Genomic DNA, 26,227 nt, shown 5'->3' with positions numbered 1-26,227 from the left:
GCCTTCCGTCTCAGAAGCGCTGCCGCCTCGGATTTAGACGTTGATGGCGCTGCCGTCGATCGCCAGCATCGCTTCGCCGAGCGCTTCGGCCAGCGTCGGATGCGCATGAACGGCGTTTCCGACTTCCCAAGGCGTGGCGTCCAGCACCGCCGCGAGCGAAGCTTCGGCGATCAGTTCGGTCGCGCGCGGACCGATGATCTGCACGCCGACCAGGTCGTGGGTCTCCGTATCGACCACCACTTTGGCGAAGCCGTCGGAATGGCCTTCGACCAGCGCTTTCGCGATCGCGGAGAACGGCACCTTCGCCGATTTGACGCTGCGGCCCAGTTCGCGCGCCCGCTTTTCCGTCATGCCGACGCTTCCGACTTCCGGATGGGTATACACGCAGCGGGGGACCAGGTTCGGGTCGTATCCGTGCCTCTTCTCCCCCGCCAAATGCAGGACGGCTTCGATGCCTTCATGGCTTGCCGCGTGCGCCAGCTGCAGCCCGCCGATACAGTCGCCGATCGCGTAGATATGCGATTCGCCGGTCTGAAAATTTTCGTTCACCGAAATTTTCCCGTCGGCGACGCGGATATCGGTATTTTCCAGCCCGATCCCTTCGACGTTCGCCGCGCGGCCGATCGATACGAACATCTGCGACGCTTCCAGGCGGACCTCTTCTCCTTTATGTACGGCCGATATCGAGATGCCGTCTTCTCCAGCCGCATACGTGTCGGGCTGCAGTTCGGCTCCGGTCATGATGACGATGCCGCGCTTCTGCAGCAGCTTGGCCAGTTCGCGCGCCGTCTCTTCGTCTTCGCCCGGCAAAATTTGATCCGCCATTTCGAGCAGCGTAATGTTAACGCCAAAGTCGCACAGCATGGACGCCCACTCGACGCCGATCACGCCTCCGCCCACGATCAGCATCGATTCCGGCAGCTTCTCCAGATCCACCGCTTCGTCGCTGCTCAAAATGTGGACGCCGTCCGGCTCGAGTCCCGGAATGACGCGGGGACGCGATCCTGTGGCAATGATGAGATTGTTCGGCACGATCGTCTCCATCTCGCCGTCCGGCAGTTCGACCGCCACGGCGCCGCTGCGCGGCGAGAAGATCGAAGGTCCGATAATCCGTCCGCTGCCTTCGATCACGCGGATTTTGTTTTTGCGCATCAAATACTGCACGCCCTGGTGCAGCTTGTCGACGACCGCCCGTTTTCGCTCCTGCACTTTCGGGAACACCAATCGGCCGCCGTCCGATTCGATCCCGTACATTTCCGTATTTTGCAGCAGCGCATAGACTTCGGCGCTGCGCAGCAGCGTCTTGGTCGGAATGCATCCCCTGTGCAGGCAGGTGCCGCCCAGTTTCGATCTTTCAATAATGATTACTTCTTTGCCGAGCTGCGCCGCCTTGATCGCGGCGACATACCCGCCCGTCCCTCCGCCCAGTACGGCAACATCGCATGTAATCGTCATCCGTTTATTCCTCCTTATGATTGAAAAATCGGTCGCCCGAACGCCTATCCGTGATTCGCGCGATTTATTCGTACAGCGCGTCGCGCAGTTTGGTCGACATCGTCGGTTTGCGGCCGTTCGCTTTCAGCAGCGCTTCCCGCAGCCGCTTGTTCTGCGCCTCGGTCTCTGCCAGACGAAGCAGCATCGCTTGAATCCACTCCGTTTCTTCGTCGTTCAGTACGCCGCGTTCCCGAAGGCGCTTCAGACGTTCCTCATCGTCTGTCCGATACTCGCTCATCGCTTGCTCATCCTTCCGTTTGTCGCGTCGATCCGGGCCTCTGCCGCATCCGTTCTGGGCCTGCTCGGCTTTTTTGCCGTTCGGCGGGCCCGGCCCGCCTTTTCTAGCATACCACGAGCGGAATCATTTTTCGCCGTCCGCCTTCTTGACGATTTCCGATTTATGTTGACGACATGATCTATCTGTTATACTATAAATATAACAAACAACCAAAGGAGGCAGCCCATGTTCGTCGAACTCGATCTGCAATCGGACGTCCCGATCTACAAACAGCTGGCCGACCAACTGATCGAAGGTATCGCTTCCGGCGCTCTGACTCCCGGACAGCCGCTGCCGTCGGTCCGTATGCTCGCCGCCGACCTGGATATCAATTTGCATACGGTCAACAAGGCGTATCAAATGCTTAAGCAGGACGGCTTTCTCGAGATTCACCGTAAGAAGGGCGTTATCGTCCAGCCCGGAACGCTTCCCCGGGCCGACGAAGCGTTCCGGGAACGACTGCGCCGCGACCTTCGCCCATTGGCGGCCGAGACCGTCGCCCGGGGCATGGGAGAAGACGAGCTGCTCGAGCTGCTCCGATCCCTCTACCGCAGCATTCAAAATCCGCCAACCGATAAAGGAGGAACTTCACCGTGAACCCGACAACCGCTTTTCTGCTCGTCGCCGCATTTTTGGATCTGCTCTGGCTGCTCTCGCTGATCGGATTGCCCCTGCTGGCTTCCGGCATGCTTATAGGCGTCTACGTCCCGCAGGAAGAACGCCGGCTGGCGCAGGTGTCCGCCATCCGCCGCCGCTATGTCGGACTTTCTCTGGGCGGCGCTTTGCTCGGTACCCTGCTGGCCTTCGCCGGCTGGCGTCTGTCCGGCGGCTCCCAAGGATGGACGCTGGCCCTACTGTTGGTCCCGCAGGCCCTGTGCGCCGCTGCAGCCTGGAAAATCTGCCGGAGCCGCGCACTGGCGCTTAAAAGCGAGCGAGGCTGGAAAGCCCCGTCCTCGTCCAAACGGGCCGCCTATATCGGCTCGCCGCGCCCCTCTGCGCGTTCGGGGATTCCGGCTTGGGCCTATCTGCTGCATGCTGCCGCGATCGCGCTCTGCGCCGTCCTGCTGGCCGTCAATTGGGATCGGATTCCCGATCCCGTACCGATGCATTTCGACGCCTCAGGCACTCCCGATCGATATGCCCCGAAAACCGTGGGCAGCGTCTACATGCTGACCATCGTTCAAACCTTGCTGACCGCCCTCTTCGTCGGAATTCATCTCTCGCTCGGCCGCACGCGCCAAAATCTCGATCCGACCGACCCGGAAGGTTCTCTGCGCAAACGCAATAAACTGCTTCGGTCGAACGCATGGCTGATGTACCTGCTCTCGCTGGTTGTCGTTATTATGCTGGGCTGGGGACAGGCTCGCAGCACGTACGGATTCGAAGGAAGGCTTCCCGCCGCTTACGGGATCGTTTTCTTGACGTTCATCGTGCTTGCCCTTCTGTTCTTTATCGTCTACCTGAGACGCGCGGGCCTGGAGGAGACGGGAGCAAACCGCCACCGCGGCGAAGACCGCTACTGGCGCGGAGGGCTGTTCTATTACAATCCCGAAGATCCTTCCTTTATGTCGGAAAAACGCTTCGGCATGGGCTGGACGCTCAATTTTGCCCGTCCGCTCAGTTGGGCGGCGCTGGCCGCGGGCCTGCTGATCCCGATCGCAGCGATCGCGGCAGCCGTCATCTTCGGAAGCTGAACCTTTTTCGTTCAAGCGACGGAACGCAAAAAACCGGACACCTTGGTGTCCGGTTTTTCATGCTATCTTACAAGGAAGATATGCCGATCACTCGCCGCGTTCCCTGCGGCCCAAGGAGGATAACCCGATGGCCGAACCGCTGAAGTCCATCTATACCAAAGCTTTCCTGCGAGATTTTTCGACTTTGATCCAAAGCGTGTATCCTTCTTTCGAAGCTGACGCTTTTATGTCCGGCGTACTTGGCGACGGCTGGGAGCAGCTCGAGCTGAAAGCCCGCATACGCCGCATTTCGACGACGCTCGGACACGGCCTGCCTCGATCGTTCGGGGAAGCGCTCGAGATTTTGTACCGGGTCGACGAACGATGCGTCGGCTTCCCTTATCTTTTTTTTCCCGATTTCGTCGAAATCCACGGGAGCGCGGAAGACGATTTCGAGACGGCGCTGGACGCGCTCGAACGCTTCACCGCGAAATCTTCGTCCGAATTTGCGATTCGTCCGTTCCTGCTGCGGCATCCCGAAAGGACAATGGCCCGCATGCGCCGGTGGGCGCTCAGCGAGAACGAGCATGTCCGCCGGCTGGCCAGCGAGGGCAGCCGTCCTCGTCTGCCGTGGGGGCAGTCCCTGCCGATGTTCAAAGCCGATCCGGCTCCGGTGCTGGACCTTCTCGAAGCGCTTCGGTCCGATCCGTCGCTGTACGTGCGCAAAAGCGTCGCCAACAATCTCAACGACATTTCCAAAGACCATCCCGAAGCCGTCAAACGAACGGCGCTCCGCTGGTACGGCACCGATCCGCTTGCCGATTGGATCGTCCGCCGCGGCTGCCGCGGCCTGCTGCGGGCCGCGGACCCGGATGTGCTGACGCTGTTCGGCTACGCATCGCCTGGAGCAGACGGCGCCGAACCACTGCTGGAAGACGCCGCGCTTCGGGCTTGGCCCCGAGCGGTTCCGATCGGCGGCGAAGCCCGGCTCGATTTCGAAGTGTCGGCGCGCCCCGGCGTCCAGGTACGCTTACGGCTTGAATACGCGATCGATTTCGTCAAAGCGTCGGGCCGCGTTTCGCGCAAACTGTTTCTGCTCGCCGACCGCATGCTTGAAGGCGGAGAACGTCTTACGGGCTCCCGGAGGCACCGCTTTGCGCAGCTGACTACCCGCCGCCATTATCCCGGCGTCCACCGGATCGCGCTTCTCGTGAACGGCGCGGAATATGCGGAAGATGCGCTGCTTATCGAAGAGCCGGAGACGGGCGGGAACGCCGACGGATCGGAAGACGCCCGCGCATCGCTTTATTAATCCGCCGTACGCCTTGGACGATTCTCCTCGACAACGACAAATAGAGGCCGCCTTTGCGTCGTTGTTGGACGACGAAAGGCGGCCTGCCGATGCTGCGCATATATTAGATAAAATTAGGAACGACGCTCGTTACCGGACGGACGCTTCGGTCTGTTCTTGGCGATCGGCTTCGCCTTGTTCTTCCGGCTTGCCGCTCTTCGAGCCGTACAGGATAAAGTTGACTTCTTCCAGCACGTCCGAAAACTGCGGGAGCGTCTGATTGCTTTGCGTTTGCATAATTCTTCCTCACCTTAATTCAGTCTGTTATGACATGTCCGCATGTTATAATTAACCGTTGGCCGAAATTTGAAACTCGTTTCGCTTCGGGCGCAGCGGTTCCGGACACGTTTTTTTAGACTCGGGAGAAACCGCCTTTATATGTATCGGCACGAAAGACCGATTCCATAATATCCAGTTATTTCTTTTTGCGTTTCGAGGCGGATTTTTTTTCTTTCCGCTTCGCTTCGTTTCGCAGCTGCCTTCTTTTCTCCAGCTCCATTTCCCGCTTGAGATACAGCTCCATCGTATTGTTCGGATGCTCCGAAGCGAACAGCATGAATTTTTTCAAATGCTCGTTATATTTGTCCTTGCCGAACACCCGCCCGTTTTCGCTGAGAAACAATTCCAGCATCCGATGCGGATCGCCCGTGCTCTTGAGCGTTTCGAACTCTTTCAGCACGCCGAGAATCCGCGAGGCGATCCGCTCCGACCGCTCCTTAAGCCGTTCTTCGCCCAGACGGACGTCCTCGGGATAGGCGTGAGCCAAGATGAGGAACAGACCTCCGATTCCGTATAACGCCAGCATGTCCGCCATATCGACCGAATCCGCGTTGACGCGGTTCGTCCACTCCAGCGAAGCGCGATCGGGATGCGTAAAAATGTTAAGAAAGCCGTATACGTCGGTCAGTTCGAAAGAGATATGCTCATAAGCGTATTTCATCACGCCCAGATTGCTGCCCATCACTTCCTGCGCCGCCTCGGAGTCGATCGTCTCGGGCGCGGCTCGGTACTGGAACAGGCGCGCACAGTGTTCGAACGCCACCCGAATCTGCACGGGAGCTTCCACGACGAGTCCTCCCTCGCGCAGCAGCACGGCCGCCGACAGCGAGTTCGCGATCCTTTGCAGCAGCGCCCCCGCATAGAAATCGTCTTCCCGTTCCGCAAAATCGCGCGCGATTTCGATGAGTTCGTGCATGTAGCCCAGCATCTCGTCGCGAACGGAGCCCGAATGCTCCGGCGCTTCCGTCAGCGACGAAGGCCGCCAGTCGGGAACCCCGGCTTCGAACGAACCGTTCGGCCCGTCGTTTCGCTTGGAGCGTTCCTCCTTCTGCGTCATCGAACTCCTCCTTCTTCGGCCGTTAGCTCAGCCCGTAATCAATTGTTTAACCCAACGTTCTTCGTGCAACACGCGCCCTGACAGGAACGAAGAGCGGCTTTCGGCGAGCTCGAAGCCGAACGAGGCATACAGCCTCCGCGCGGACTCCAACTCGGCGTTTGTCCAGAGGACAATGCGCTCGTAGCCATTCGCTTCGCAGTGAGCCGTCGCCAGCTCCATCATTTCGCGCCCGAACCCTTCCCCGCGCAGCCGCGGGTCGAGCAGAAACCACCGCAGTTGGGCCGTTTTCGCGTCCATCTCGGTAATGCCGATCGAACCGCCGTGTCTGCCGCCGCGGTCGACAACCCACAGCTGCTCGCGCCCGCGGCTTTTTCGGCTGCCGAATTCCCGGATTCCTTCCTCCACGAAACGCGCGAACGAATCGTCGTAACCCCGCTCGCGGCGGTAGAGCTCGGCATGGAGAGCGATCACGTCGTTCAAATCTTCCAGCCTGTAAGTCCTGATCATTTTTCTTTCAGCCTCCTGTCGCACTCTTTCCATTGTACCGGCTTCTTCACGGGCGTTTCAACTTATCCGTCTTTTTTCCATGCAGAATTTCGCTCAGCTTTTCATGGATAAAAAAGGGTTTGGCGCAAGCTTGGTCGAATGCTTACAACCAGAACGCCGCCGGGCTGACCGTTTCCTCTTTTCCGGGTAAACAGGGGGTCGCTTGCCGCGCGAAGCGTTACTTGAGAAAGAGATAGGGGTCTTGTTAAACGATGAACGGAAAGCTGATCGTCAAAACCGCACTGGCTGCGGGCATCTTGCTTGGAGCCGCCGCTCCGGCACCGCGGCTGTGGGGGAACAGCGTCTATGCGCAGACGGAAGCGTCGACCATCCGGATTGGATTGGACAACAGAAATTACGTGCTCGGCGACGGTTCCCTGCGGGCAGAAGGCAGGACGCTGGGGCCCGCGCAGGAGACGTCGCCGTTTGTCGGACTGACGCGGGATACGCATACGGGCGATCAGTACGCCTGGACGGAAAACGGCAGCGTCTATCGATGGGGCACTCTGGGGCTGACGGGGCAGCCGAAACGGCTGACCGATCTGCCGCCGATTGCCCAGGTCTCCGAAGACGTCATGCTGGCGAAATCGGGCGAGGTGGTCGGCTATAAAGGCGCCGGTCTGCCGGGTGCCGTCAAAATCTCCGCCCATGCGTCGGGCTTCGTGCTGCTGACGGCGAACGGCGAAATCTGGCGCTATCGCTCCGATTATCAAACGAACCAAACGAAAAAAGTCGCCGATCTTCCGGGAACGGCCGACATTCAGGCTGCAAGCAGCTATATTATGGCTTTGAGCGCCGACGGAACGGTGACTAAGCTCGACGCGGAAACGGGTTCGGATCCCGAGACGCTGACAACAGGCGCGCTCTCTCTTGCTTGGGTTCGCGAAGAATCGCGCAGCGACCTGTACGTCGTCAAATCGGACGGAAGCTTATGGCGGTTCGAATACGGCAGCAAGAGCGCGGGCACGCAAATCGCCGCCGTCAAAGGCGCAGCTTATGTGCACGCGGCCGAGGAAGGAGTCTTCGTTCGTCTGAACGACGGAACATCGGGCCTGTACGCGAACGGCAGATGGACCGCGCTGGCACCGGCCCGCCTGCAATCGGCCGTCCTTACCCTATCCCGTCCGTCGGCGGCCAAGGGCGAGACGATCCGCCCGACCGTCGAAGAGAAATATTCGGACGGCACCAAAAGCAAGCGTTCGCCGGAGCGCAGCGAACTGAGCACGGCCGATCCGAAAATCGCGGCTTTGCAGGCGGACGGCACGATCAAAGCAGCCGGTCTCGGCAGCACCGTCGTAACCTTCTCGTCGGGTGCCCTCGAAGCGAAAGCGACGCTGACCGTCAAGCAGGAAGGAGCCTTGTCGGGAGCCGGACTGATCGGCGGCAGCGCTTATCTGCCGGTGGGTCCGGTATTCGGGGCGCTTGGCGCCTCCGTGACCCATTCGGGCGGCAGTTGGACGATCCGGTATGGCGATACGAAGATCGGGATGCAAAAGGGCAGCGCCAAAGCCAGCATCAACGGAAAACCCGTCACGATGAAAGGCAAGGTGCAGACGCTGGACGGACAGGCCGTGTTCCCCGCCAGCTTCCTGTCCTCCGCCATTGCCGGAGCATCCGTGAAGTGGGACGGCAAACTGCAGCAGGCCGTCGTATCGCTCGGCTCCGCTTCGCTGGAAGTCGAATCGAAGGAAACCGCCCTGCTTAAGAAGAAGCAGCAGCTGGGCAGCCTGGCTTCCTACCTGGGCAAATCGTACTGGATCAACCACTACGCCGGAGCCGGCGTCCGATTCGGCAAATTGAACGTTGCCGATATCAAGATTCAGGATAACGGCTACGGCCATTCCTACACGGTCGTCTTCGCGAACGCTTCGGGCAGCCGCTTCGCCGCTCCGTCGACGGACGCTTCCGGCGTCGTATCGATGCTGACCGATACCGCCAACTTCTTCCCCTTCGATCCGCGCGCCCGCTACGGCGGCAGCGACGAAATATGGAATTACATCCGCAGAGAAGTCGTGGCCGTCGGCATGAACAAACAGCATGTGCTGCTCTCCTGGGGCGAACCTTCCAGCGTCAGCAAGGAGAACAGCCCCAACGGCCCGATCGAAGCCTGGGTGTATATGAGAGGCGGACTGCAGTGGCAGGCGGTCGGTTTCCTGAACGGCGTCGTCGTAGGCATTTACTGAGCAGCCGTCCGATTGCAAAAAAAAGAAAAAAGCGGTCCGCAGGCGGCGGTCCGCTTTTTTTCTTTTTCTTTTTTCCGCAGCCTATTCGCAGTGCCGCTCCGCTCGATCGCGTCGGTCCGACGCCCCTTCCCGGTCTTCGGCCGTAATGCCGAACAGCACGTGATCTTCCCAGACGCCGTTGATTTTCAAATACCGCTCGGCAAGACCTTCCCGGCGAAAGCCCGCTTTCTCCAGCACTCTCTGCGAAGGGATATTCCGCGGCATCACTCCCGCCTGCACACGGTGCAGCCCGTGTTTGCCGAAAGCCAGCTCCAGCACGCCGATTACCGCTTCCGTCATATAGCCCTGTCCGTTATGCGCTTGATCGAGAAAATAACCCAAGCTCGCGTTCTGGAACGGTCCCCGCGCGATGCCCGTCAGCGCCGCGCGTCCGATCAGGCGTCCGTTTCCGCGCTGCCGGATCGCGTAGATATACGCTTGATCGCGGATTCGCCCCTGCTCGCTCTGCATGATTTCGGTCTTTTGCCCGGCCAGCGTCAAATAACCGGCGGAACGGATCGGCTCCAACGGCTCCAGAAATTCCCGGTTCTCCAGCCTGAGCGCCAGCAGTTCCTCCGCTTCTTCGATCGCGAAAGGTCTCAATTCCAGCCGTTCGGTCAGCATTCCGTCTCCTCCTTCGGCGCGCGGCTTCGAATTCGGCCGCCCGCTTTTTTTCGCGCTTTTCATTATACCCGAAAGCGGTTCTCCGCGCCCGAACGCCGCCGTATGCCGAAAAAAAGCTCCGCCTAAGCGGAGCTTTCAACTTCCCGTATTCGTTTGCTTTTCCAGACTCAATCGTCTTCGCCGGGCAGCTTCTCGCCTTTGTTTTTCCGGTCGCGGAACGTTTTGTACAGTTTCGTTACCGATTCCGGCGTGACGTCGATTCCCCGTTCATAGGCATATTTGACGGAATAGCCGAGCGCGAGCGTCACCGTACTCGCTACGCCCGCCGCCGCGACGCTTCCGGCTCCGGGGAAGATTTTGACGATTTGCGAAAACAAAGTCCGCCCCAGGTTGCCGACGATTGCCGTAATGACGATCTCTTTGGCGGCTTCTCGGCTGATCGGACGTTCGTACAGCGTCGCCAACCGGGTCAGCAGCCCGATCTGCAGCGCGGTCAGCGGCACGATATCCGCGCCCGGCAGGGGAACCGCCCCGATCGCGCCCGCCGACGTCGCCGCTCCGATGATCCACTTATTGGCGATCGACGATTTCTCCTTGATCGTGCGGGCGAACAAAATGTCCTTGTTCTTTTTTTTTAACAGCTCGAGAATGGCATCCCGCAGCTCGTCGACATTTTCGCCGGTGCGCGAAGAAATCGGAATCACGTCGTATTTCTGCCCCGTTTCCTGCCGTACCCGCGCGACCAGCCGATCCACCTCGTCCGCCGCGTCGATTTTGTTCAAGACGACGAGGATGTTCGGATTCGCTTTTTCCACGATCCGGAACGAACGCTGCTCGCTCTCCGAAAACACCGTGCCCGCCGCGTTAAGGAAAAACAGCACGACGTCGGTCTTGCGGAAGTACTCCAGCGTCGCCGCCGAATTGGCCGTGTTCACGTCGTTCAGTCCCGGCGTATCGATGAAAAAGATTTTGTCTTTGTAAGGATGCGGACGGATAGCCGTCGTCTCGCCGGGTTCCGCGCCCACGCCGGCGACTTCTTCGCCTACGATACGGTTGATCGTCGAAGACTTGCCCGCATTGACGTCGCCGATCAGCGCAATCAGAATCTCTTCGCGCAGCTGCGCGTTGATCTCCGCCATTTCCTTATCGAACGCTTCGTCCGCAGCCTGCCGAATCTGCCGCTTCATTTCGTTTTTTTGCGTTTCGGTGTACCTTTCCATGCCGCTCGATTCCATCTGGCTCCCGTCCTTCCGTTTGCGTATCGGATTCCTGCTGCACATACGATATCGTTAACCGGAAAGTTTCGCCGATGAAACGAATCCGGGGGCAGGCCGCCTAGGCTTCGCGGCCCGTTCCCCTGCGATTCGGCGAACTTACGCTCCGAAAGCTTCGCCGATCGGCGTATCGCCGGAAGTCAGATCGAACGCCCGTCGATACGTATTCCGGTCTTCCAGCAGCGCGGCGATCACCGCGGCCACATCGTCGCGCGAAACGGATCCGGGCTCCAAGTTCTCGGCAGCCGAGATGCGCCCTGTGCCCGGTTCGTTTTTCAAGCCGCCGGGCCGCACGATCGTGTAATCCAGTCCGGTGGATTCCAGCATGCGGTCCGCGTAATGTTTGGCCGCGTAGTAGGGCTTGATCGCTTCGGCCCAATTGTCGCGGTTATGCGCCTGCATGGCGCTGACCATCACATAACGCTTGACTCCCGCTCTTTCGGCCGCTTCCATCGTTTTCACCGCGCCGTCCAGATCGATCAACAGCGTCTTGTCCGCTCCGGTCGATCCGCCCGAACCCGCCGCGAATACGATCGCTTCGCTGCCCTTCATCGCTTCCGCCAGCGCTTCGACGCGATCTTCGAGGTTGGCGAGCACCGTTTCGATGCCGGCCGCGCGCAGTTCTTCCTCTTGTTCCGATTTGCGCACCATCGCTTTTACTTCATGCTGCCCTTCCTGCTTGAGAAGGCGAACCAGCCGATGTCCGATCTGTCCGTTCGCTCCGATAACCAATACGTTCATGCCTTGTCCTCCTCCATTTAGAAAAAACGTTCGTCCGCCGATTTCGGCCCGGTCCCGATGCTCAACGGATGCTGAATCCGATTTCCGATACTTTGGCCAGGTTGATGCTGATGTCGCGCCCTTCGCTTTCGAAAGTCATACAGCCTCCCTCTTCGGGACGTTCTCCCCGGAAGGCCGGAATGATATAAGCGTCTTTGAACGCCCTGACCGCGATTTCCATCTCGGCAGGCGTCAGTTCCTCGCTCGAGTCGAAAGCATATTCTTTCTCGATTCCGTTATCGTACAAAATATGAATGTAAATCGTCCTCATGTTCGTTTCTCTCCCTTTCGGCTCTGCGGGATCGCTATTCAGCCGGCCCGCCTTATTTATTATCCCAAACCGCAGGCCGGAAACCAAATTCTCCATCTTTGCTTGCACGACTTTACGGAATGCGTTTGTTTCTTTTCGACGGCAAAAAGACCCGAAGCTCATGAAGAGCTGCGGGTTCTTTGCCTTTTTCCTGTTATTACGCCGGACTGCTTGTTCACTCCGCGGACAGTTCGTCTTCCGTCACCCACATATGATTCTTCACGGGCTCTCCGCCGGTCGTCGGCGTATAGTCGAGCATATACGCGACTCCTTGATCAGCCGTCTCGATCGTCGCCTCCGCCCCTTTCATCCCCGCCATATGATCCGCTTCGATCGTCACCGTATCGCCTTGAGCCGGCTCCCGGCTGTCCGACGGCTTCACTTCTTCGCGAATGACCCATTTATGGCCCTTCACCGGCTCCCCGCCATCCGTCGGCGTATACGAAACCGAATAAATCGTCGTATCGTAAGCACCGCTCACCACAGCCCGCGCTCCTTCCATTCCGGGCATATGATCCGCATGAATCGTCACTTCCGCGCCTACGGGATAAGCGGCATCCGCCGCATCTTTGAGTCCTGCCGGCATTTCGCCCGACGAGCCGTGATGCATGTCCGCCATTGAACTTTGTTCGCTTTCGCTTTCCGTTACGGCCGGCGCCTTGCCCGTTTCCGGCGTTTTTCCGGAACACCCCGCAAGCAGCATCGATGAGGCCGCGGCCGCGGCGAATAACCAATTCAAACTTCTCTTCATTACGCAATCCCCATTTCCGATCAAAGATACAGTTATTATACCCCATAGGGGTATAACGAAGCGTCCAAAATAAGTCCAAATCGTGAAGAGAAGAACTTTGCAGACCGCGCGGCAAAAAAACCGTCTTCCGTAAATACGGAAGACGGTTTTTCGATTCGTGATCAGCAGGTTCAGGAAGTGCCGAGTACCGGACTGCCTTTTCGTTCGCTCTTCTCTTTTGGCATCAAGCCGCCCTTCGGTTTGTCGTTCGAAAGACCGAAGAAACAAATAATGGTAATTGCCAAGACAATTGCGCTAAGTACATAATACGTCGGCTGGAAGCCGATGCTCGTATAGAGATTGCCGGCGACGCTCGAAAATACAACGACCGCAGCCTGCTTGGCGAAGTTGAAAGCGAGCAGGTAAATGGTCGCCGACAGCCTTACATCGAATACGCCCGTGATGTATTTAAAGATCGAAATCAGCAGCAAAGGCATTTCGACCGCGGCAATCAAACGAATGACCGACAGCAGATAGACATTGTCCGCTACAGCGCTTCCACCGATCCGAATAAAGGTCAAAACGCCGAACAGAATCAATCCGTTTTTGGCTCCGATCTTGTTGATCAGCGCCGGCATGAAAATCATCACCACGGCTTCGATTGCCGTCTGCAGCGATACCAGCTCGCTGAAGCGCTCGGTTCCCAGTTCGGTCGTCGCGAAAAATTGATTGTAGTAGTTCGGAAACTGCTGATCGAATACGTCGTATACGCTTGCCGTTCCGACCATCAGCAGCGCCAGGAACCAGAAATTTTTAAGCTTGAAGATCGAGAAGATCCGCTCTTTCGTAATCGCGTCGTCTTTTTGCTCGACTTCGGCCTCGGCCTGCTGGGCTTCAAGCGCTTCGGCCGTTTTCGGTACGGTGTCCACCTTAACGATTTTCAGCAGGATGGCCAGAAATACGGCGGAGCAGGAAGCGAACCAGAAAATGCTGTTCGGATTCATTACGTACAGTCGTCCGCCGACCAGCGTTGCAACCGCCCCGGCGATGGAACCGAACAGCCGAACCCGGCCGTATTCGATCGAGCTGGCCCGGCTGGCGCGTTCGATATAGGCTTCGACGACTCCGACGCCGCCTTGGAATACGGCGCTGAGATAGATCCCGCCGATGATCGCGCCGACCCAAATATTGAAATGCAGAAGCGGAATGAAGAGCCATGTGAAGAACGGCCCCATTAAGAGCGCCATGACAACGACGAACCAGAACAAGTTCTTCCGGAATCCGAGCTTATCGGAAATGACTCCGAAGAACGGTTGATAGCACAGCGCAATGAGCGAGATGGCCGAGAATACCAATCCCGTGTGACCGGCATCGAGCCCGGCTTCTTCTTTCAACCAGATCGATAAAAAGGCGAGCACGACAGCCCACATCAAGAAGTAGAAAAAGAACAAACCACCAAAATTCCAAAATTTCCATTTGGGCAGCTTCATGGTGAATGAACCTCCTATCGGGTAAGAACGCCGGCGGCGGATATCCGCCGTCCGGCGAACGGATCATAAATCGGACAACCGGAAATCAGGAGCGTACAAAACCTTTGTCGGGAAGCGGAATGCCGAATGCGGGCGTTCCGTCTTCGTTCCAACCGAAGATCTGTGCCCGGGTATGGCGGTTCGGATCATACAGCGGATCTCCGACAATTTCCGTATAGTTGCGGCAGTGATAGATCAGCACGTCCTGCGTATCGTCTTCGCTGCGGGTAAAGCTGTTATGCCCCGGACCGTACTGTCCGTTTTCCGGCGCGCTCCGGAATACCGGACGCTCGGACTTATGCCAGGAAGAAGCGTTCAGCAGATCGCTGTTTTCGTCGGCGCTGAGCAGCCCCATGCAGTAGTTGATGTCGGTAGCGCTGGCGGAATACGTAATGAATATTTTTCCGTTCCGTTTCAGCACGGCAGGTCCTTCATTGACTTTGAATCCGATGATTTCCCAGTCCAGCTCCGGCTTGCTCAGCATGATTTGTTCGCCTTTTAACGTCCAAGGATTTTGCATTTCGGAAATATAGAGATTGGAATTTCCGGGGATGTCGTAATCCCGCTGCGCCCAAACGTAATAAAGTTTGCCGTTGTGCTCGAACGTAGTCGCGTCCAGAGCGAAAGATTCCCATGCGGTCACGATTTGCCCTTTTTCCGTCCATTCCCCTTCGAGAGGATTGGCGGAATCGTTTTCAATCGCGTACATGCGATGGGTAAACGTTCCGTCTACCGGATGATCCAAAGGAGCGGCGGCGAAGTAAATGTACCATTTGCCGTGATTGAAATGAATTTCGGGTGCCCAAATCAGCTGGCTCAGAGGTCCTTCCGCGTGCTTGCGCCAAACGACGACCGCTTCCGCTTCCGCCAATCCTTGAATCGTTTTCGAACGCCGGATCTCGAGACGATCGTATTCGGGAACCGAGGCGGTGAAGTAATAATAGCCGTCGGTATGCTTATACACCCAAGGATCGGCCCTTTGTTCGATAACGGGATTTTGATAAGGCTGCGTATGATTCATGTGTTCCACTCCTTTAAGCTTTCTCTTTATAGGTGACGCTTACATTTAAGATTGTACGTACATATTCCGAAAATGCCTTGATTAATCTTTAATGTACATACATCTACAAAAGATATAGTAGCATTAACTTTTCTGATATGCAAATGCAAACGTATAAATTCACACTTATGTAAAGAAACAAGTTAGCTTGTACGTACTTTTGAATTTGTCTTTTGCAGATTTTCATAAATTCCCCCGCTTGCCAGGACATAAAAATGCCGCTCTATAACGGGTTATCGGTCCCCGGTAAAGAACGGCATTCCTCGGCAAATCTGAAAATTCGTGCGCTGAGCCGCGGCGGGCTTCAGCTCACCTTATGCTCGATCCGCAGCTTGTCCGCGATCATCGCGATGAATTCGCTGTTGGTCGGCTTGGATTTGTTGATGCTGACGGTATACCCGAACAAATCGCTGATGTTCTGTACCGAGCCGCGGGACCAGGCCAGTTCGATGGCATGGCGAATGGCGCGCTCGACGCGTGACGAAGTGGTTCCGTATTTCTCGGCGATCGACGGGTAAAGCGTTTTTGTGATCGAACCGAGAATTTCGATGTTATGATACACCATCGTGATCGCTTCGCGCAGATACTTATAACCGCGTACATGCACGGGAATGCCGATCTCGTTGATGATGGACGTAATGCTCGCATCCAGCGTCTTTCCTTTGGCCAACGACCCGATGCTCGGCTTCGGCGCGGGCGCGGGCTGAGAGGGAGCGATCGGCGAAGACGAAATGTTAAGCATCTGTCTTACGCGGCTCACCAGCACCTCGATATCGAACGGCTTCAGGATGTAATAAGCCGCTCCCAGTTCCACCGCGCGCTGCGTAATGTTCTCCTGCCCGAATGCCGTCAGCATAATGACCTTGGGACGCGGGTTCAATTCCATGCTTTGCAGCTTCTCCAGCACGCCGAGTCCGTCCAGGTGCGGCATGATGATATCCAGAATCAGAATGTCCGGTGCCCGTTCGGCGTCCCGGAGCAGCCCCAGAACTTCTTCGCCGTTAAAGGCGACTCCCGTCACCGTCATGTCTTCCTGATTGGAAATGTGTTCCTGGAGCATGTGAACGAAATCCCGGTTATCGTCCGCAAGCATAACTTCGATGTTTGGCAAAGCCTGTTCCTCCTCCTCATCCGGCCGCAAAGCCGAATCCTCTGTAGTTCAGAGAACCGTTCTTTCTCTCTTTAAACAGTGCGCGTAAGCAAACTCGTCGGTCAGACCGAGATTGGAGCGCACTTCGCGTCTCCCCGTAAAAATTCGACATCGTTCGAAGTAATCCTTCCCCGCTGTCAAATTTCCGTTCTTCATTAGTATATCGGGTTATTCGCCGATTTCAAACAAAAAATCCCAAAACCGTAAATTAGCACGGAGAGCAAATCCGATTTCGGATTTCGCCCGTCCGCCGCGCTGATGCAGACTGCCGGAGCGAAGCCGGAGGCTCCGCAATCTCGGGTCTGCGTACGGTTTAGGGATCATGGACAGAGCGGTCAGGAAGCGCGCTCGCTTTTGCTTTCTTCCGCAAGTTTCAGCATTTCCTGCGCGTGATGGAGCGTTTTCTCCGTAATTTCGACACCGCCGAGCATTCGGGCCAGTTCCGTTACGCGGCCTTCTTCGTTCAGCGATTCGACCCGCGTCATCGTGCGCTCGCCCTCCACCCTTTTCTCGATCAAGTACTGGTGATCCGCCATGCAGGCAACCTGGGGCAGGTGGGTAATGGAAAAGACCTGACAATCGCGGGACAGCTTCACCAGCTTCTCCGCGATCGACTGGGCGGCACGGCCGCTGACCCCGGTATCGACTTCGTCGAAGATCAGCACCGGCACTTTGTCGTGACGGGCGAAAATGCTTTTGAGGGCGAGCATGATCCGCGACAGCTCGCCGCCCGAAGCGATTTTCCCGAGCGGCCGAAGCGGTTCGCCGGGGTTCGGCGAAATCAGGAATTCCGCGCTGTCGACGCCTTGACGGGTCAGGCGCACGCGGCGGCCTTCGAATTCGAATCCCCGCGCATCTTGGATCGGCTCCAGGCGAACCTCGATGGAAGTTCTCTGCATCTGAAGATCTTTCAGCTCGCTTTCGATCTGGCGGGCCAGATCGCGCGAACAATCGCGGCGCAGCGCGCTGAGCTCGCGGGCAAGACGCAGCGTCTTCTCCAACTGCTTATCCCGCTTCGCCGTCAGCATCTCCAGACGCTCATCTTTATTTTCGAGCATGTCCGTTTCCCGGCTGATCCGGTTATAGTAATCGAGAATTTGTTCGACGCTTTCGCCGTACTTGCGCCGCAGGCCGGAGAGCAGGTTAAGCCGCTCTTCCACTTCCTCCAGGCGTCCCGGGTTGAATTCGATGTTCTCCCGATAATCCCGAAGCTGGAACGCCGCGTCTTCGAGCTGGTAAAAGGCGTTCCGAAGCTGTTCCAGAATCGGCTGCATCGCCTTCGGATCGTAATTCTCCACGTCTTCGAGACTGGAGATCGCCGATCCGATCGCCTCGATGCCGCGGTCTCCGTACAGCAGATTGTAGCCTTCGGATACCGATTCCATCAGCCGCTCGCTGTGGGCCAGCTTCGAACGTTCGTCCGCAAGCTCCACGTCTTCGCCCGCCTTCAGTTTGGCCGCTTGGATTTCTTCAAGCTGGAATCGGTACATATCGAGCATCTGCAGCGATTTCTGACTCGTCTCGCGCAGTTCCCGCAGTTCCCGTTCCAGTTTGGCAAGCGCCGAATATTCCTGCTGATAGGCCGCCTTGGCCGGAGCGATCGTATCGCCGCCGTAGGCATCCAGCAGACCGAGATGGCTTTCGGGACGCAGCAGCGATTGGTGCTCGTGCTGGCCGTGAATGTTGATCAATTGTTCGCCCACTTCGCGCAGCATCGTAAGATTGACGAGCTGGCCGTTGATGCGGGACGTGCTTTTTCCCTGCGTGTTGACTTCCCGGCGGATCACAAGATGCTCTTCGGCCGAAGCGGAAATACCGAGCTGCTCCAGCGTTTTCCAGACCGGATGTTCGTCCGCCAGTTCGAACAGCGCTTCCATCTCCGCTTTGTCGGCTCCGTAACGGATCAGATCCGAAGAACTGCGGCCGCCCGAGATCAAGCCCAGCGCGTCGATAATGATCGACTTGCCTGCGCCCGTTTCTCCGGACAGCACATGAAACCCATGATAAAAATGAACGTCGACGGCTTCGACGACGGCGAGATTGCGAATGGACAATGCGACTAGCATGCACTCACCTCGATAAAGTTTAGGAAATAAACCCCATAATTTGGCCGATCACGGTCTGACTGTGTTCAGGTTCCCGGCAGATCAACAGAATCGTGTCGTCTCCCGAAATCGTTCCCATGATTTCCGGCCATTCCATATTGTCGAGCAGCGCCGCAATGGAGTTTGCCGTCCCCGGCAGACACTTCATGACGACAAGATTGCCCGAATGGTCGATATGAACGAAATTGTCCACCAGCGCACGCTTGAACTTCTGTACTGGATTGTAGCGCTGATCGGTCGGCATCGAATATTTGTAACGGCCGTCGTCAAGCGGCACCTTGATCAGCAGCAGTTCCTTGATATCTCGCGACACCGTGGCCTGAGTAACCTGGAAGCCGGCCGTACGCAGCGCGGCGACCAGTTCGTCCTGCGTCTCGATGTCCCGGTTCGAAATGATTTCCCGAATCTTGATATGTCGTTGTCCCTTCATACGACTCCCCCTCGCCAGCATATATAAATAAACGCATTCAACACAAAGAAACTCACCGTTCGGCGGATGAGTTTCTGTGGAAATTTCGAGCGGCTTCCGCCGCGGTATTCGACGCCAACTCCCGGATGACTTCTTCGCCAAGCGGAAGCGTTTCTCCTTCCGGAAGCTTCAGATACGCGAGAAATTCGACGTTCCCTTCCCCGCCGGTAATCGGCGAAAACGTGAGTCCCCCGATTTCGAACCCCAGCGCGTTCGCGAAGCTCAGCACTTCGTTCAGCACTTCCTCGTGGACCTTGCGATCGCGCACGACCCCCGACTTGCCTACCTTCTCGCGGCCGGCTTCGAACTGCGGCTTGATCAGCGCCGCGACCTCGGCCGGTCGGCGCAGCAGCTGCACGAGAGGGGGCAGAATCAGGCGCAGCGAAATAAACGAGACGTCGATGCTCGCAAAATCCGGCTGCGGTCCTTTGAGTTCCTCCGGCGTCATATAGCGAAAATTGGTACGCTCCATGACGCAGACGCGCTCGTCGTTTCGCAGCGACCAATCGAGCTGGTTGTACCCGACATCGATGGCGTACACATACGAAGCCCCGTTTTGCAGCGCGCAGTCGGTAAAACCGCCGGTCGAAGAACCGATATCCAGCATAACCCGCCGTTCCATGTCGATGCCGAACGTTTTCAGCGCTTTTTCCAGCTTAAGCCCGCCTCGGCTGACATACGGATGAACGGCGCCCTTGACGTGCAGCGCCGCTTCGCGGGACACCTTCATGCCCGGCTTCTCGATCCGCTCGTTATCGGCGAAAACGAGGCCTGCCATAATGGCGGCCTTCGCTTTCTCCCGACTTTCGTAATACGCCTGCTCTACGAGCAGCACGTCGATTCTTTCTTTTTGCACGGCCATGATCGGCCTCTCTTTCTGTGTAAAATACGAATGGCGTCCGTACGGACTTAAGACGGCATTCCCGCCCTAAGCGCCAGTCGGCTTCCCGTCACGATCTCCCGAATCAGATCGGCAGCGTGCTCGGCCGTTAAGCCCGCCTCCTGCTGCTGCTCCTTGATGCTGCCGTGCTCGATGAAGCAGTCCGGCACGCCCAGAATCCGCACTTCGGCATGTTCGATGCCCCGCGATGCATAAAACTCGAGCACCGCGCTGCCGAGACCGCCGGCCTGCGAAGCTTCTTCCATCACCAGCAGCTTGACGCCGCCGGAAGCGAGGTCGGTCAACATTTTTTCGTCGAGCGGCTTCAGGAAGCGCGCGTTGACGACGCTCGCCTGGATGCCGGACGACTTCAACTGCTCGGCCGCCGCAAGGGCGGTCTGTACCATCGGTCCGACAGCCAAAATCGCGCAGTGTTCGCCTTCGCGCACCGTCTCCCAGCTGCCGATCGGAATGCTTTTCAGCACAGGATCCAGCGCGACGCCGAGTCCGTTCACCCGCGGATAACGGAAGCCGATCGGTCCCTGATCGTAATCGAGCGCGGTCTTCATCATGTGACGCAGCTCGTTCTCGTCCTTCGGCATCATCAGCACCATGTTCGGGATATGGCGCAGGAACGCAATATCGTACACGCCCTGATGCGTCTCCCCGTCCGCGCCGACAAAACCCGCCCGGTCGATCGCGAACATGACGTTGGCGTTGTGACGGCAGATATCGTGCACGATCTGATCGTAAGCGCGCTGCATGAAGGTCGAATATACGGCGAATACCGGCTTCATCCCTTCCATGGCCATCGCGGCGCACAGCGTGGCGGCATGCTGCTCGGCGATGCCGACGTCGATCATCCGTTTCGGGAATTTCGCCGCGAACTCCATCAGTCCCGAACCGCCCGGCATGGCCGGCGTAACGGCGACGATGCGCTCGTCCTGCTCCGCCAATTCGATCAGCGTTTTGCCGAATACTTCGGTGTACATCGGGTTGCCGGCCGACTTCAGCGTCTTGCCCGACTCGATCTTGTACGGCGAAATGCCGTGCCATTTATGCGAGTCGGCTTCCGCCGGCTTGTAGCCTTTGCCTTTCGTCGTCACGACATGCACGAGCACCGGTCCGTCGATATTGTCGGACTGGCGGAACGTTTCGAGCAGCTTCGGCAGATCGTGCCCGTCGATCGGACCGATGTATTTGAAGCCCAGTTCTTCGAACAGCACGCCCGGCACCATCATGTACTTCAGGCTGTCTTTGACTTTTTCCGCCGTGCGCGCCAGCTTGCCGCCGATCGCCGGAATTTTTTTGATCAGCGATTCGACGTCGTCTTTGGCGCGCAGATAATGTTTGTCCGAACGGACGCGGCTCAAATAATTGTGCATGGCGCCCACGTTCGGCGCGATGGACATTTCGTTGTCGTTCAACACGACCAGCAGGTTCTTTTTCTCGTGCCCGATATGGTTGAGCGCTTCGAAAGCCATGCCGCCGGTCAACGCGCCGTCGCCGATTACCGCAACGACCTTGTTGTCCTCGCCTTTCAGATCGCGCGCCAAGGCCATGCCCATCGCCGCGGACAGCGAAGTGCTGCTGTGGCCCGCTTCCCAGACGTCGTGCTCGCTCTCCGCGCGCTTGACGAAGCCGCACAGCCCTTTGTACTTGCGCAGGCTGTCGAATTTCTCTTGTCTTCCGGTCAAAATTTTATGCACGTAGGCTTGATGGCCCACGTCGAAAATAAATTTGTCCTTCGGACTTTCGTAACAGTAATGCAGCGCCAGCGTCAGCTCGACCACTCCCAGATTGGAAGCCAGATGGCCGCCGGTCACCGACAGCTTTTCGATCAAAAATTGACGAATTTCCTGGGCGAGCGGCGCCAACTGTTCGGCCGGCAGCTTCTTCAGATCGCCGGGTTGATTGATTTGTGGAAGGAGCATATGTCATTCCCCGCTTTCCTTCATTTTCCTGAATTCGGTCGCGAACGATGTTTTTGAATGCGGCCCCGATCGTACGGAGGCAACGCAGTAGTACCGGTATTATATCGTTTTTCGGGAAACAAAGCCAATTTGAGGCCCTGGCCTTCCGTCCTATACGCTGCCGTTTCTCTGATGTTCAATACCCAAGCAAGCGAGCGGCGAAACCGGAATCTCCCGATCCGCTTCGTTCTACCGGTCCCGTTCCACCAAATAATCGGCGATCGCAAGCAGCGTTTCCGCGGAGTTCAAGCCCGCGTTCGCAACGGCCGATTTGGCCTCTTCGCTCAAACGGCGCACTTCCTCGCGCGACTTGTCGATGCCCAGGAAATACGGGTAGGTCACCTTTTCCATCTTCACGTCGCTCTGCGTCTTCTTGCCGAGCTTGCTTTCGTCGCCGACCAGGTCGAGAATATCGTCTTGAATTTGAAACGCCAGTCCGATGCCGCGTCCGAACGTCCGCAGCGCTTCAAGCTGCTCCGGCGTCGCTCCGGCGGCGCGACCGCCCGCAAGCACGGAAAACATAATCAGGTCGCTCGTCTTATGCAGGTGAATGTATTCCAGCCGCTCCAGATCCGTCGTTCCCTGCTCGCCTTCCATATCGGCGACCTGTCCGCCGACCATTCCGCGCGGCCCGGCGTATTCCGCCAGGTCGGACACGATTGCGACAGCCGCTTCGGCTGGCAGCAATCCGTCTTTCGACAGCGTCGCCACCACGTAAAAAGCATGCGTCAGCAGACCGTCTCCGGCCAGAATCGCCATCGCCTCGCCGAACACTTTATGGTTGGTCGGCTTGCCGCGGCGCAGGTCGTCGTCGTCCATGGCGGGCAGGTCGTCATGAATCAACGAATACGTATGCACCATCTCCACGGAAGCGGCAACGCGAATCGCCGCTTTTCGGCTGCCTCCGAGACTTTCGCAGGCCGCTACGACCAGCAGCGGGCGCAGGCGTTTTCCGCCGGCGTCCAGCGAATATTTCATCGATTCCAGCAGCGCGGGCGGCATGTCCCATTCCGCCGGAAAAGCTTCGGCGAAATAAGCTTCCAACTCGCCCGCCACTTCTTTCATATATGCTTCGAGCGCAAACGCCCTGCTCAAAAGGAATCCCCGCCTTCCGCTTCGCCCGCGAAGTTCCGGCGCCGAAGCTGTCCGTCCTCTTCGACGATCGTTTCGATTTTTCGCTCTACCTGCTCAAGCTTCTGACCGCACAGCTGCGACAGCTGCATCCCGCGCTGGAACAGGTCGATCGATTTCTCCAGCGGCACGTCGCCCCGTTCCAACTCCGTCACGATCGCTTCCAGTTGATCCATCGCCTGCTCGAAATTCAGTTCGGCGCCTGCCGCCGCTTGCCGGGATGGATCTCCATTGGATTGCATTTCCGCGTTATTGTCCACTTCGATTGCCCTCCTCCGTCGTTTGGACGACCCGGCAGTCCAGACTTCCGTCGTTCACTCGGACGATCACCCGGTCGCCTTCGCGCACTTCTCGCGCGGATTTGATCAGTTTCTCTTCGTTTTCATCGTATACGAGGCTGTAGCCCCGAGCCATTACTTTGAGCGGGCTCAGCGCGTCCAACTGGCGCACGCTGCCCAGAAGCCGCTGTCGCCGATCCTTGACCGACGCGTTCACGGCGGCGGCCAGGCGTCCGTCCAGCGCGCCGAGCTGGCGCGAAGCCAGCTGCAGCTGCGCGCCCGGATAGAAGCGCGCCAGTCTGCCGTGCAGGCGCGCGTGCTTGTCGCGCCCTGCGGCGAGACGGACCTGCGTCCGCGCCGTCAGGCGGCGCGTCAGCCCGTCGAGCCGCTGCGCGTGCGGCTGCAGCGCGCGCTCCGGCTGCCGCAGCACGGCGGAGCGCTGCAGGCGCGCGAGACGGTCGCGCTCCTGCGCGGCGCGGCGCAGCAGGGCGCCGCGCAGGCGCTGCTGCAGCTGCAAGACGCGCTGCTGCAGTTCGCGCCGGTCCGGCACCGCCAGCTCGGCGGCGGCGGTAGGCGTTGCCGCCCGCAGATCGGCGGCGAAATCGGCGATCGTAAAGTCCGTCTCGTGCCCCACGGCCGAGATGACGGGGATCGCCGAATCGTAGATCGCCCGGGCCACGATCTCCTCGTTGAAGGCCCAAAGCTCTTCCAGCGACCCTCCGCCGCGGCCGACGATCAGCACGTCGGCTTCGCCCAGCCGGTTCAGGATGCGGATGCCGCGCACGATCGACGCGGCGGCTTCCTTGCCCTGCACCAGCGCCGGATACAGCATGACCGGAATGCCCGGAAAGCGCCGGCCCAGCGTCGTCAGGATATCCCGGACGGCCGCGCCCGTCGGCGACGTAATGACGCCGATCGCCCTCGGCATCGTCGGAATTTTTCTCTTGCCGCCCTCGTCGAACAGCCCTTCCGATTCCAGCTTCTTCTTAAGCTGTTCGTAAGCCAAGTACAGGCTGCCGACGCCGTCGGGCTGCATCTGCGTCAGATACAGCTGGTATTGGCCGTCCCGCTCGAACACCGAGACGCTGCCCTGCGCGATAACCCTCGTGCCTTCGCGCGGAATAAACGGCAGCCGCTTGTTATGCGAAGCGAACATGATCGCCCGCACCCGGCTGCCGGCGTCCTTAAGCGTGAAATACATATGACCGCTCGAATGATGCGTAAAGTTCGAAATTTCGCCGCGCACCCACACTTCCGGCAGCAGCGGATCCGCTTCGAACTTCTGGCGGATATACCGGTTCAGCTCCTGAATCGACAGTATGCGCTGCTCCATATTAACCGCTCCCGCTTACGAAAGGCCGTGCGCGCGTTTGGCGGCAAGCAGCGTATTTTTCATCAGCATCGTGATGGTCATCGGCCCCACCCCGCCCGGCACCGGCGTAATCGGGCCGGATACCGTGCTTGCCGATTCGAAGTCCACGTCGCCGGCCAGCTTGCCCGTCTCCAGCCGGTTAATCCCGACATCGATGACGACGGCGCCGGGCTTGATGTACGAAGCATCCACGAAGTTGGCGCGGCCCACCGCCACGACAAGAATGTCGGCCTGACGGGTCAGCTCCTTCATGTTCGCCGTGCGCGAGTGGCACATCGTGACGGTCGCATTCTCGCGCTGCAGCAGCAGCGAGACCGGCTTGCCGACGATATTGCTGCGCCCGATGACGACGGCGTGCTTGCCGGACATTTCGATACCCGTATGCTTGATCAGCTCGATCACGCCGGCCGGCGTGCACGGCAGCAGGCTGTCGTCGCCGATGACGAGATTGCCGACGTTGACCGGATGGAAGCCGTCGACGTCTTTTTCCGGCGAGATCGCATTGATGACCGCTTTCTCTTCGATATGTTCCGGCAGCGGAAGCTGCACGAGAATGCCGTTGATGTCCGTCTGTCCGTTCAGCTTATGCACGAGCGCCAGCAGGTCTTCCTGCGACGTGTCGGCATCCAGGCGATGGACTTCGGAATAGAAGCCGAGATCCTCGCAGGCTTTCGCCTTGTTGCGCACGTAGACCTGGGAGGCCGGGTCTTCCCCGACGAGCACGACGGCAAGTCCGGGCACGCAGCCTTGGGCCGCGAGACCTTCGACTTCGGTTTTCAGGTTCTGGCGAATTTCGTCCGATACTTGTTTTCCGCTGATGATTTGGGCTGTCGTCATGATTTTCTCTCTCCTTCGATCTGCTGTAATGAAAGGCTTCGGGGAAAGTTCGCTCCTGCACCGAACCTCTCCCTCCGCCGGTTACGTCGTGCGGGGTCGAACCAGCGTTGTTATCCGCTTGCTTTACTTCAATTTCTTCTTCAGTTCGTCCGCATCCTGAATCATTTTGCCGAGCACGCCGTTGACGAATTTCCCGGACTCTTCGGTACCGAAATGCTTCGACAATTCGATCGCTTCGTTGACGGCAACCTTGGCGGGCACGTCTTCGGCGAAAATCATTTCGTAGGCGGCCAGACGCAGAATTTGACGGTCCACGCGCGACAGACGGCTGATCTGCCAGCCTTTGAGGTAAACCCCGAGCAGATCGTCGATTGCCGCTTTATGCGTCCATACGCCGTTGACGAGCGCCAGCACGTATTCGGCCAGCCGATCCGCATCTTCGAGTTTGACTTCGCCTTCGTTTTCGTCGCCGGCTTCGGAGATCAGCATCGACACCGCATCGAATGCCGCCACCTCGTTCATTTCCATCTGATACAAACTTTGTACGGCCAATTCTCTTCCCAATCTTCTTTTCATGGGTCCCTCCCGCAATCTAGTGTTCTTTCGGTTCATGTTGTTTCGTTCTTGAACATGCAAAAACCTGTGAAACGCTTCTCCCGGCTTCAGAAAGCTGCGGTTTCCGCAAAAACGGACCGGATGGCAAAGGGCCGTTTCGCCCTCGCATTCCGGCAGGAAACGCCGCCTGTCTTGTACAGAAGACGGACGCAAGCAGTTCTTCATGTCCGGCGTAAAAACGTCTCACAGGCTTTCGCTTACTTGCTTCGCG

The 26,227-nt window shown here is 58.1% G+C and carries 26 protein-coding genes; 4 read left to right on the top strand and 22 right to left on the bottom strand.

From position 1 onward, the window contains the following. Positions 1-33: 33 nt before the first annotated feature. On the bottom strand, positions 34-1,455 hold the full coding sequence (lpdA, locus tag GYN08_RS02630) for a dihydrolipoyl dehydrogenase (protein ID WP_166272235.1): 1,422 nt from the start codon (positions 1,453-1,455) through the stop codon (positions 34-36). 64 nt (positions 1,456-1,519) lie between these two features. Next, positions 1,520-1,732, bottom strand: a complete 213-nt coding sequence (locus GYN08_RS02625) for a Ni2+-binding GTPase (RefSeq protein WP_166272233.1) — start codon at positions 1,730-1,732, stop codon at positions 1,520-1,522. Between the two features lie 225 nt (positions 1,733-1,957). Between GYN08_RS02625 and GYN08_RS02620 the strand changes: the two genes are divergently transcribed. The 3 genes from GYN08_RS02620 (at position 1,958) to GYN08_RS02610 (ending at position 4,756) form a co-directional block, all read left to right on the top strand. Then, positions 1,958-2,368 carry a GntR family transcriptional regulator gene (locus GYN08_RS02620; RefSeq protein ID WP_166272231.1) on the top strand — a complete coding sequence of 137 codons (411 nt, stop codon included), beginning with the start codon at positions 1,958-1,960 and terminating at the stop codon, positions 2,366-2,368. Continuing rightward, positions 2,365-3,465 carry a DUF1648 domain-containing protein gene (locus GYN08_RS23915; protein WP_166272229.1) on the top strand — a complete coding sequence of 367 codons (1,101 nt, stop codon included), beginning with the start codon at positions 2,365-2,367 and terminating at the stop codon, positions 3,463-3,465. The genes GYN08_RS02620 and GYN08_RS23915 overlap by 4 nt, the downstream gene beginning before the upstream one ends. 127 nt (positions 3,466-3,592) lie before the next feature. Beyond that, the gene (locus GYN08_RS02610; protein WP_166272227.1) at positions 3,593-4,756 is read left to right on the top strand and encodes a DNA alkylation repair protein; all 1,164 of its coding nucleotides are present in this window, start codon (positions 3,593-3,595) and stop codon (positions 4,754-4,756) included. A gap of 129 nt (positions 4,757-4,885) precedes the next feature. On the opposite strand, the gene GYN08_RS02605 is transcribed toward GYN08_RS02610, so the two are convergent. The 3 genes from GYN08_RS02605 to GYN08_RS02595 all read right to left on the bottom strand — a co-directional run bounded on the left by GYN08_RS02605 (position 4,886) and on the right by GYN08_RS02595 (position 6,638). Beyond that, entirely contained in the window at positions 4,886-5,032 is a 147-nt protein-coding gene (locus GYN08_RS02605) for a hypothetical protein (protein WP_166272225.1), read from the bottom strand. 178 nt (positions 5,033-5,210) lie between these two features. After that, positions 5,211-6,131: a hypothetical protein gene (locus GYN08_RS02600; RefSeq protein WP_166272223.1), complete on the bottom strand. Its 921-nt coding sequence runs from the start codon at positions 6,129-6,131 to the stop codon at positions 5,211-5,213. Positions 6,132-6,158: 27 nt separating this feature from the next. After that, a complete protein-coding gene (locus GYN08_RS02595; RefSeq protein ID WP_166272221.1) occupies positions 6,159-6,638 on the bottom strand; it encodes a GNAT family N-acetyltransferase in 480 nt (159 codons plus the stop codon). A 251-nt stretch (positions 6,639-6,889) separates the two neighbouring features. On the opposite strand from GYN08_RS02595, the gene GYN08_RS02590 reads away from it, so the two are divergent. Next, positions 6,890-8,860, top strand: a complete 1,971-nt coding sequence (locus GYN08_RS02590) for a stalk domain-containing protein (RefSeq protein ID WP_166272219.1) — start codon at positions 6,890-6,892, stop codon at positions 8,858-8,860. Between the two features lie 81 nt (positions 8,861-8,941). Here GYN08_RS02590 and GYN08_RS02585 read toward each other — a convergent pair whose 3' ends face one another. The 17 genes from GYN08_RS02585 to nusB all read right to left on the bottom strand — a co-directional run bounded on the left by GYN08_RS02585 (position 8,942) and on the right by nusB (position 25,977). After that, the gene (locus GYN08_RS02585; RefSeq protein ID WP_166272217.1) at positions 8,942-9,523 is read right to left on the bottom strand and encodes a GNAT family N-acetyltransferase; all 582 of its coding nucleotides are present in this window, start codon (positions 9,521-9,523) and stop codon (positions 8,942-8,944) included. A 167-nt stretch (positions 9,524-9,690) separates the two neighbouring features. Further along, the gene (locus GYN08_RS02580) at positions 9,691-10,743 is read right to left on the bottom strand and encodes a GTP-binding protein (RefSeq protein ID WP_166273082.1); all 1,053 of its coding nucleotides are present in this window, start codon (positions 10,741-10,743) and stop codon (positions 9,691-9,693) included. Positions 10,744-10,896: 153 nt separating this feature from the next. Further along, positions 10,897-11,538, bottom strand: coding sequence for an SDR family oxidoreductase (locus GYN08_RS02575; RefSeq protein ID WP_166272215.1), 642 nt, complete (start codon positions 11,536-11,538; stop codon positions 10,897-10,899). Positions 11,539-11,599: 61 nt separating this feature from the next. Further along, positions 11,600-11,848, bottom strand: a complete 249-nt coding sequence (locus tag GYN08_RS02570; protein WP_166272213.1) for a hypothetical protein — start codon at positions 11,846-11,848, stop codon at positions 11,600-11,602. Between the two features lie 214 nt (positions 11,849-12,062). Continuing rightward, on the bottom strand, positions 12,063-12,638 hold the full coding sequence (locus GYN08_RS02565; protein WP_166272211.1) for a YdhK family protein: 576 nt from the start codon (positions 12,636-12,638) through the stop codon (positions 12,063-12,065). A 170-nt stretch (positions 12,639-12,808) separates the two neighbouring features. Next, the gene (locus tag GYN08_RS02560) at positions 12,809-14,107 is read right to left on the bottom strand and encodes an MFS transporter (protein ID WP_166272209.1); all 1,299 of its coding nucleotides are present in this window, start codon (positions 14,105-14,107) and stop codon (positions 12,809-12,811) included. A gap of 85 nt (positions 14,108-14,192) precedes the next feature. Further along, positions 14,193-15,167 carry a glycoside hydrolase family 43 protein gene (locus tag GYN08_RS02555; RefSeq protein ID WP_166272207.1) on the bottom strand — a complete coding sequence of 325 codons (975 nt, stop codon included), beginning with the start codon at positions 15,165-15,167 and terminating at the stop codon, positions 14,193-14,195. A 343-nt stretch (positions 15,168-15,510) separates the two neighbouring features. Further along, positions 15,511-16,317, bottom strand: coding sequence for a sporulation transcription factor Spo0A (spo0A, locus tag GYN08_RS02550; protein ID WP_166272205.1), 807 nt, complete (start codon positions 16,315-16,317; stop codon positions 15,511-15,513). 374 nt (positions 16,318-16,691) lie between these two features. Further along, positions 16,692-18,422 (bottom strand): DNA repair protein RecN, encoded by a 1,731-nt coding sequence (recN, locus tag GYN08_RS02545; RefSeq protein WP_166272203.1) that lies wholly within the window; start codon positions 18,420-18,422, stop codon positions 16,692-16,694. 19 nt (positions 18,423-18,441) lie between these two features. After that, complete coding sequence (gene ahrC / locus GYN08_RS02540) at positions 18,442-18,891, bottom strand: transcriptional regulator AhrC/ArgR (RefSeq protein WP_166272201.1); 450 nt, start codon at positions 18,889-18,891, stop codon at positions 18,442-18,444. A 52-nt stretch (positions 18,892-18,943) separates the two neighbouring features. Continuing rightward, positions 18,944-19,792: a TlyA family RNA methyltransferase gene (locus GYN08_RS02535; RefSeq protein WP_166272199.1), complete on the bottom strand. Its 849-nt coding sequence runs from the start codon at positions 19,790-19,792 to the stop codon at positions 18,944-18,946. A 47-nt stretch (positions 19,793-19,839) separates the two neighbouring features. Beyond that, positions 19,840-21,744, bottom strand: a complete 1,905-nt coding sequence (gene dxs, locus GYN08_RS02530) for a 1-deoxy-D-xylulose-5-phosphate synthase (RefSeq protein WP_166272197.1) — start codon at positions 21,742-21,744, stop codon at positions 19,840-19,842. Between the two features lie 228 nt (positions 21,745-21,972). Further along, positions 21,973-22,848: a polyprenyl synthetase family protein gene (locus tag GYN08_RS02525; protein ID WP_166273081.1), complete on the bottom strand. Its 876-nt coding sequence runs from the start codon at positions 22,846-22,848 to the stop codon at positions 21,973-21,975. A 26-nt stretch (positions 22,849-22,874) separates the two neighbouring features. Then, complete coding sequence (gene xseB, locus GYN08_RS02520) at positions 22,875-23,156, bottom strand: exodeoxyribonuclease VII small subunit (RefSeq protein WP_166273080.1); 282 nt, start codon at positions 23,154-23,156, stop codon at positions 22,875-22,877. 7 nt (positions 23,157-23,163) lie between these two features. Further along, positions 23,164-24,525, bottom strand: coding sequence for an exodeoxyribonuclease VII large subunit (gene xseA, locus GYN08_RS02515; protein ID WP_166272195.1), 1,362 nt, complete (start codon positions 24,523-24,525; stop codon positions 23,164-23,166). A 15-nt stretch (positions 24,526-24,540) separates the two neighbouring features. Continuing rightward, on the bottom strand, positions 24,541-25,401 hold the full coding sequence (gene folD, locus GYN08_RS02510; RefSeq protein ID WP_166272193.1) for a bifunctional methylenetetrahydrofolate dehydrogenase/methenyltetrahydrofolate cyclohydrolase FolD: 861 nt from the start codon (positions 25,399-25,401) through the stop codon (positions 24,541-24,543). A 123-nt stretch (positions 25,402-25,524) separates the two neighbouring features. Next, the gene (gene nusB, locus GYN08_RS02505; protein ID WP_166272191.1) at positions 25,525-25,977 is read right to left on the bottom strand and encodes a transcription antitermination factor NusB; all 453 of its coding nucleotides are present in this window, start codon (positions 25,975-25,977) and stop codon (positions 25,525-25,527) included. Positions 25,978-26,227: the final 250 nt, after the last annotated feature.

The sequence above is a fragment of the Saccharibacillus alkalitolerans genome, assembly GCF_011090185.1.
Taxonomy (GTDB): domain Bacteria; phylum Bacillota; class Bacilli; order Paenibacillales; family Paenibacillaceae; genus Saccharibacillus; species Saccharibacillus alkalitolerans.
Note: the sequence above shows the minus strand (reverse complement) of the source record. Positions and strands in the feature narration are given on the sequence as shown.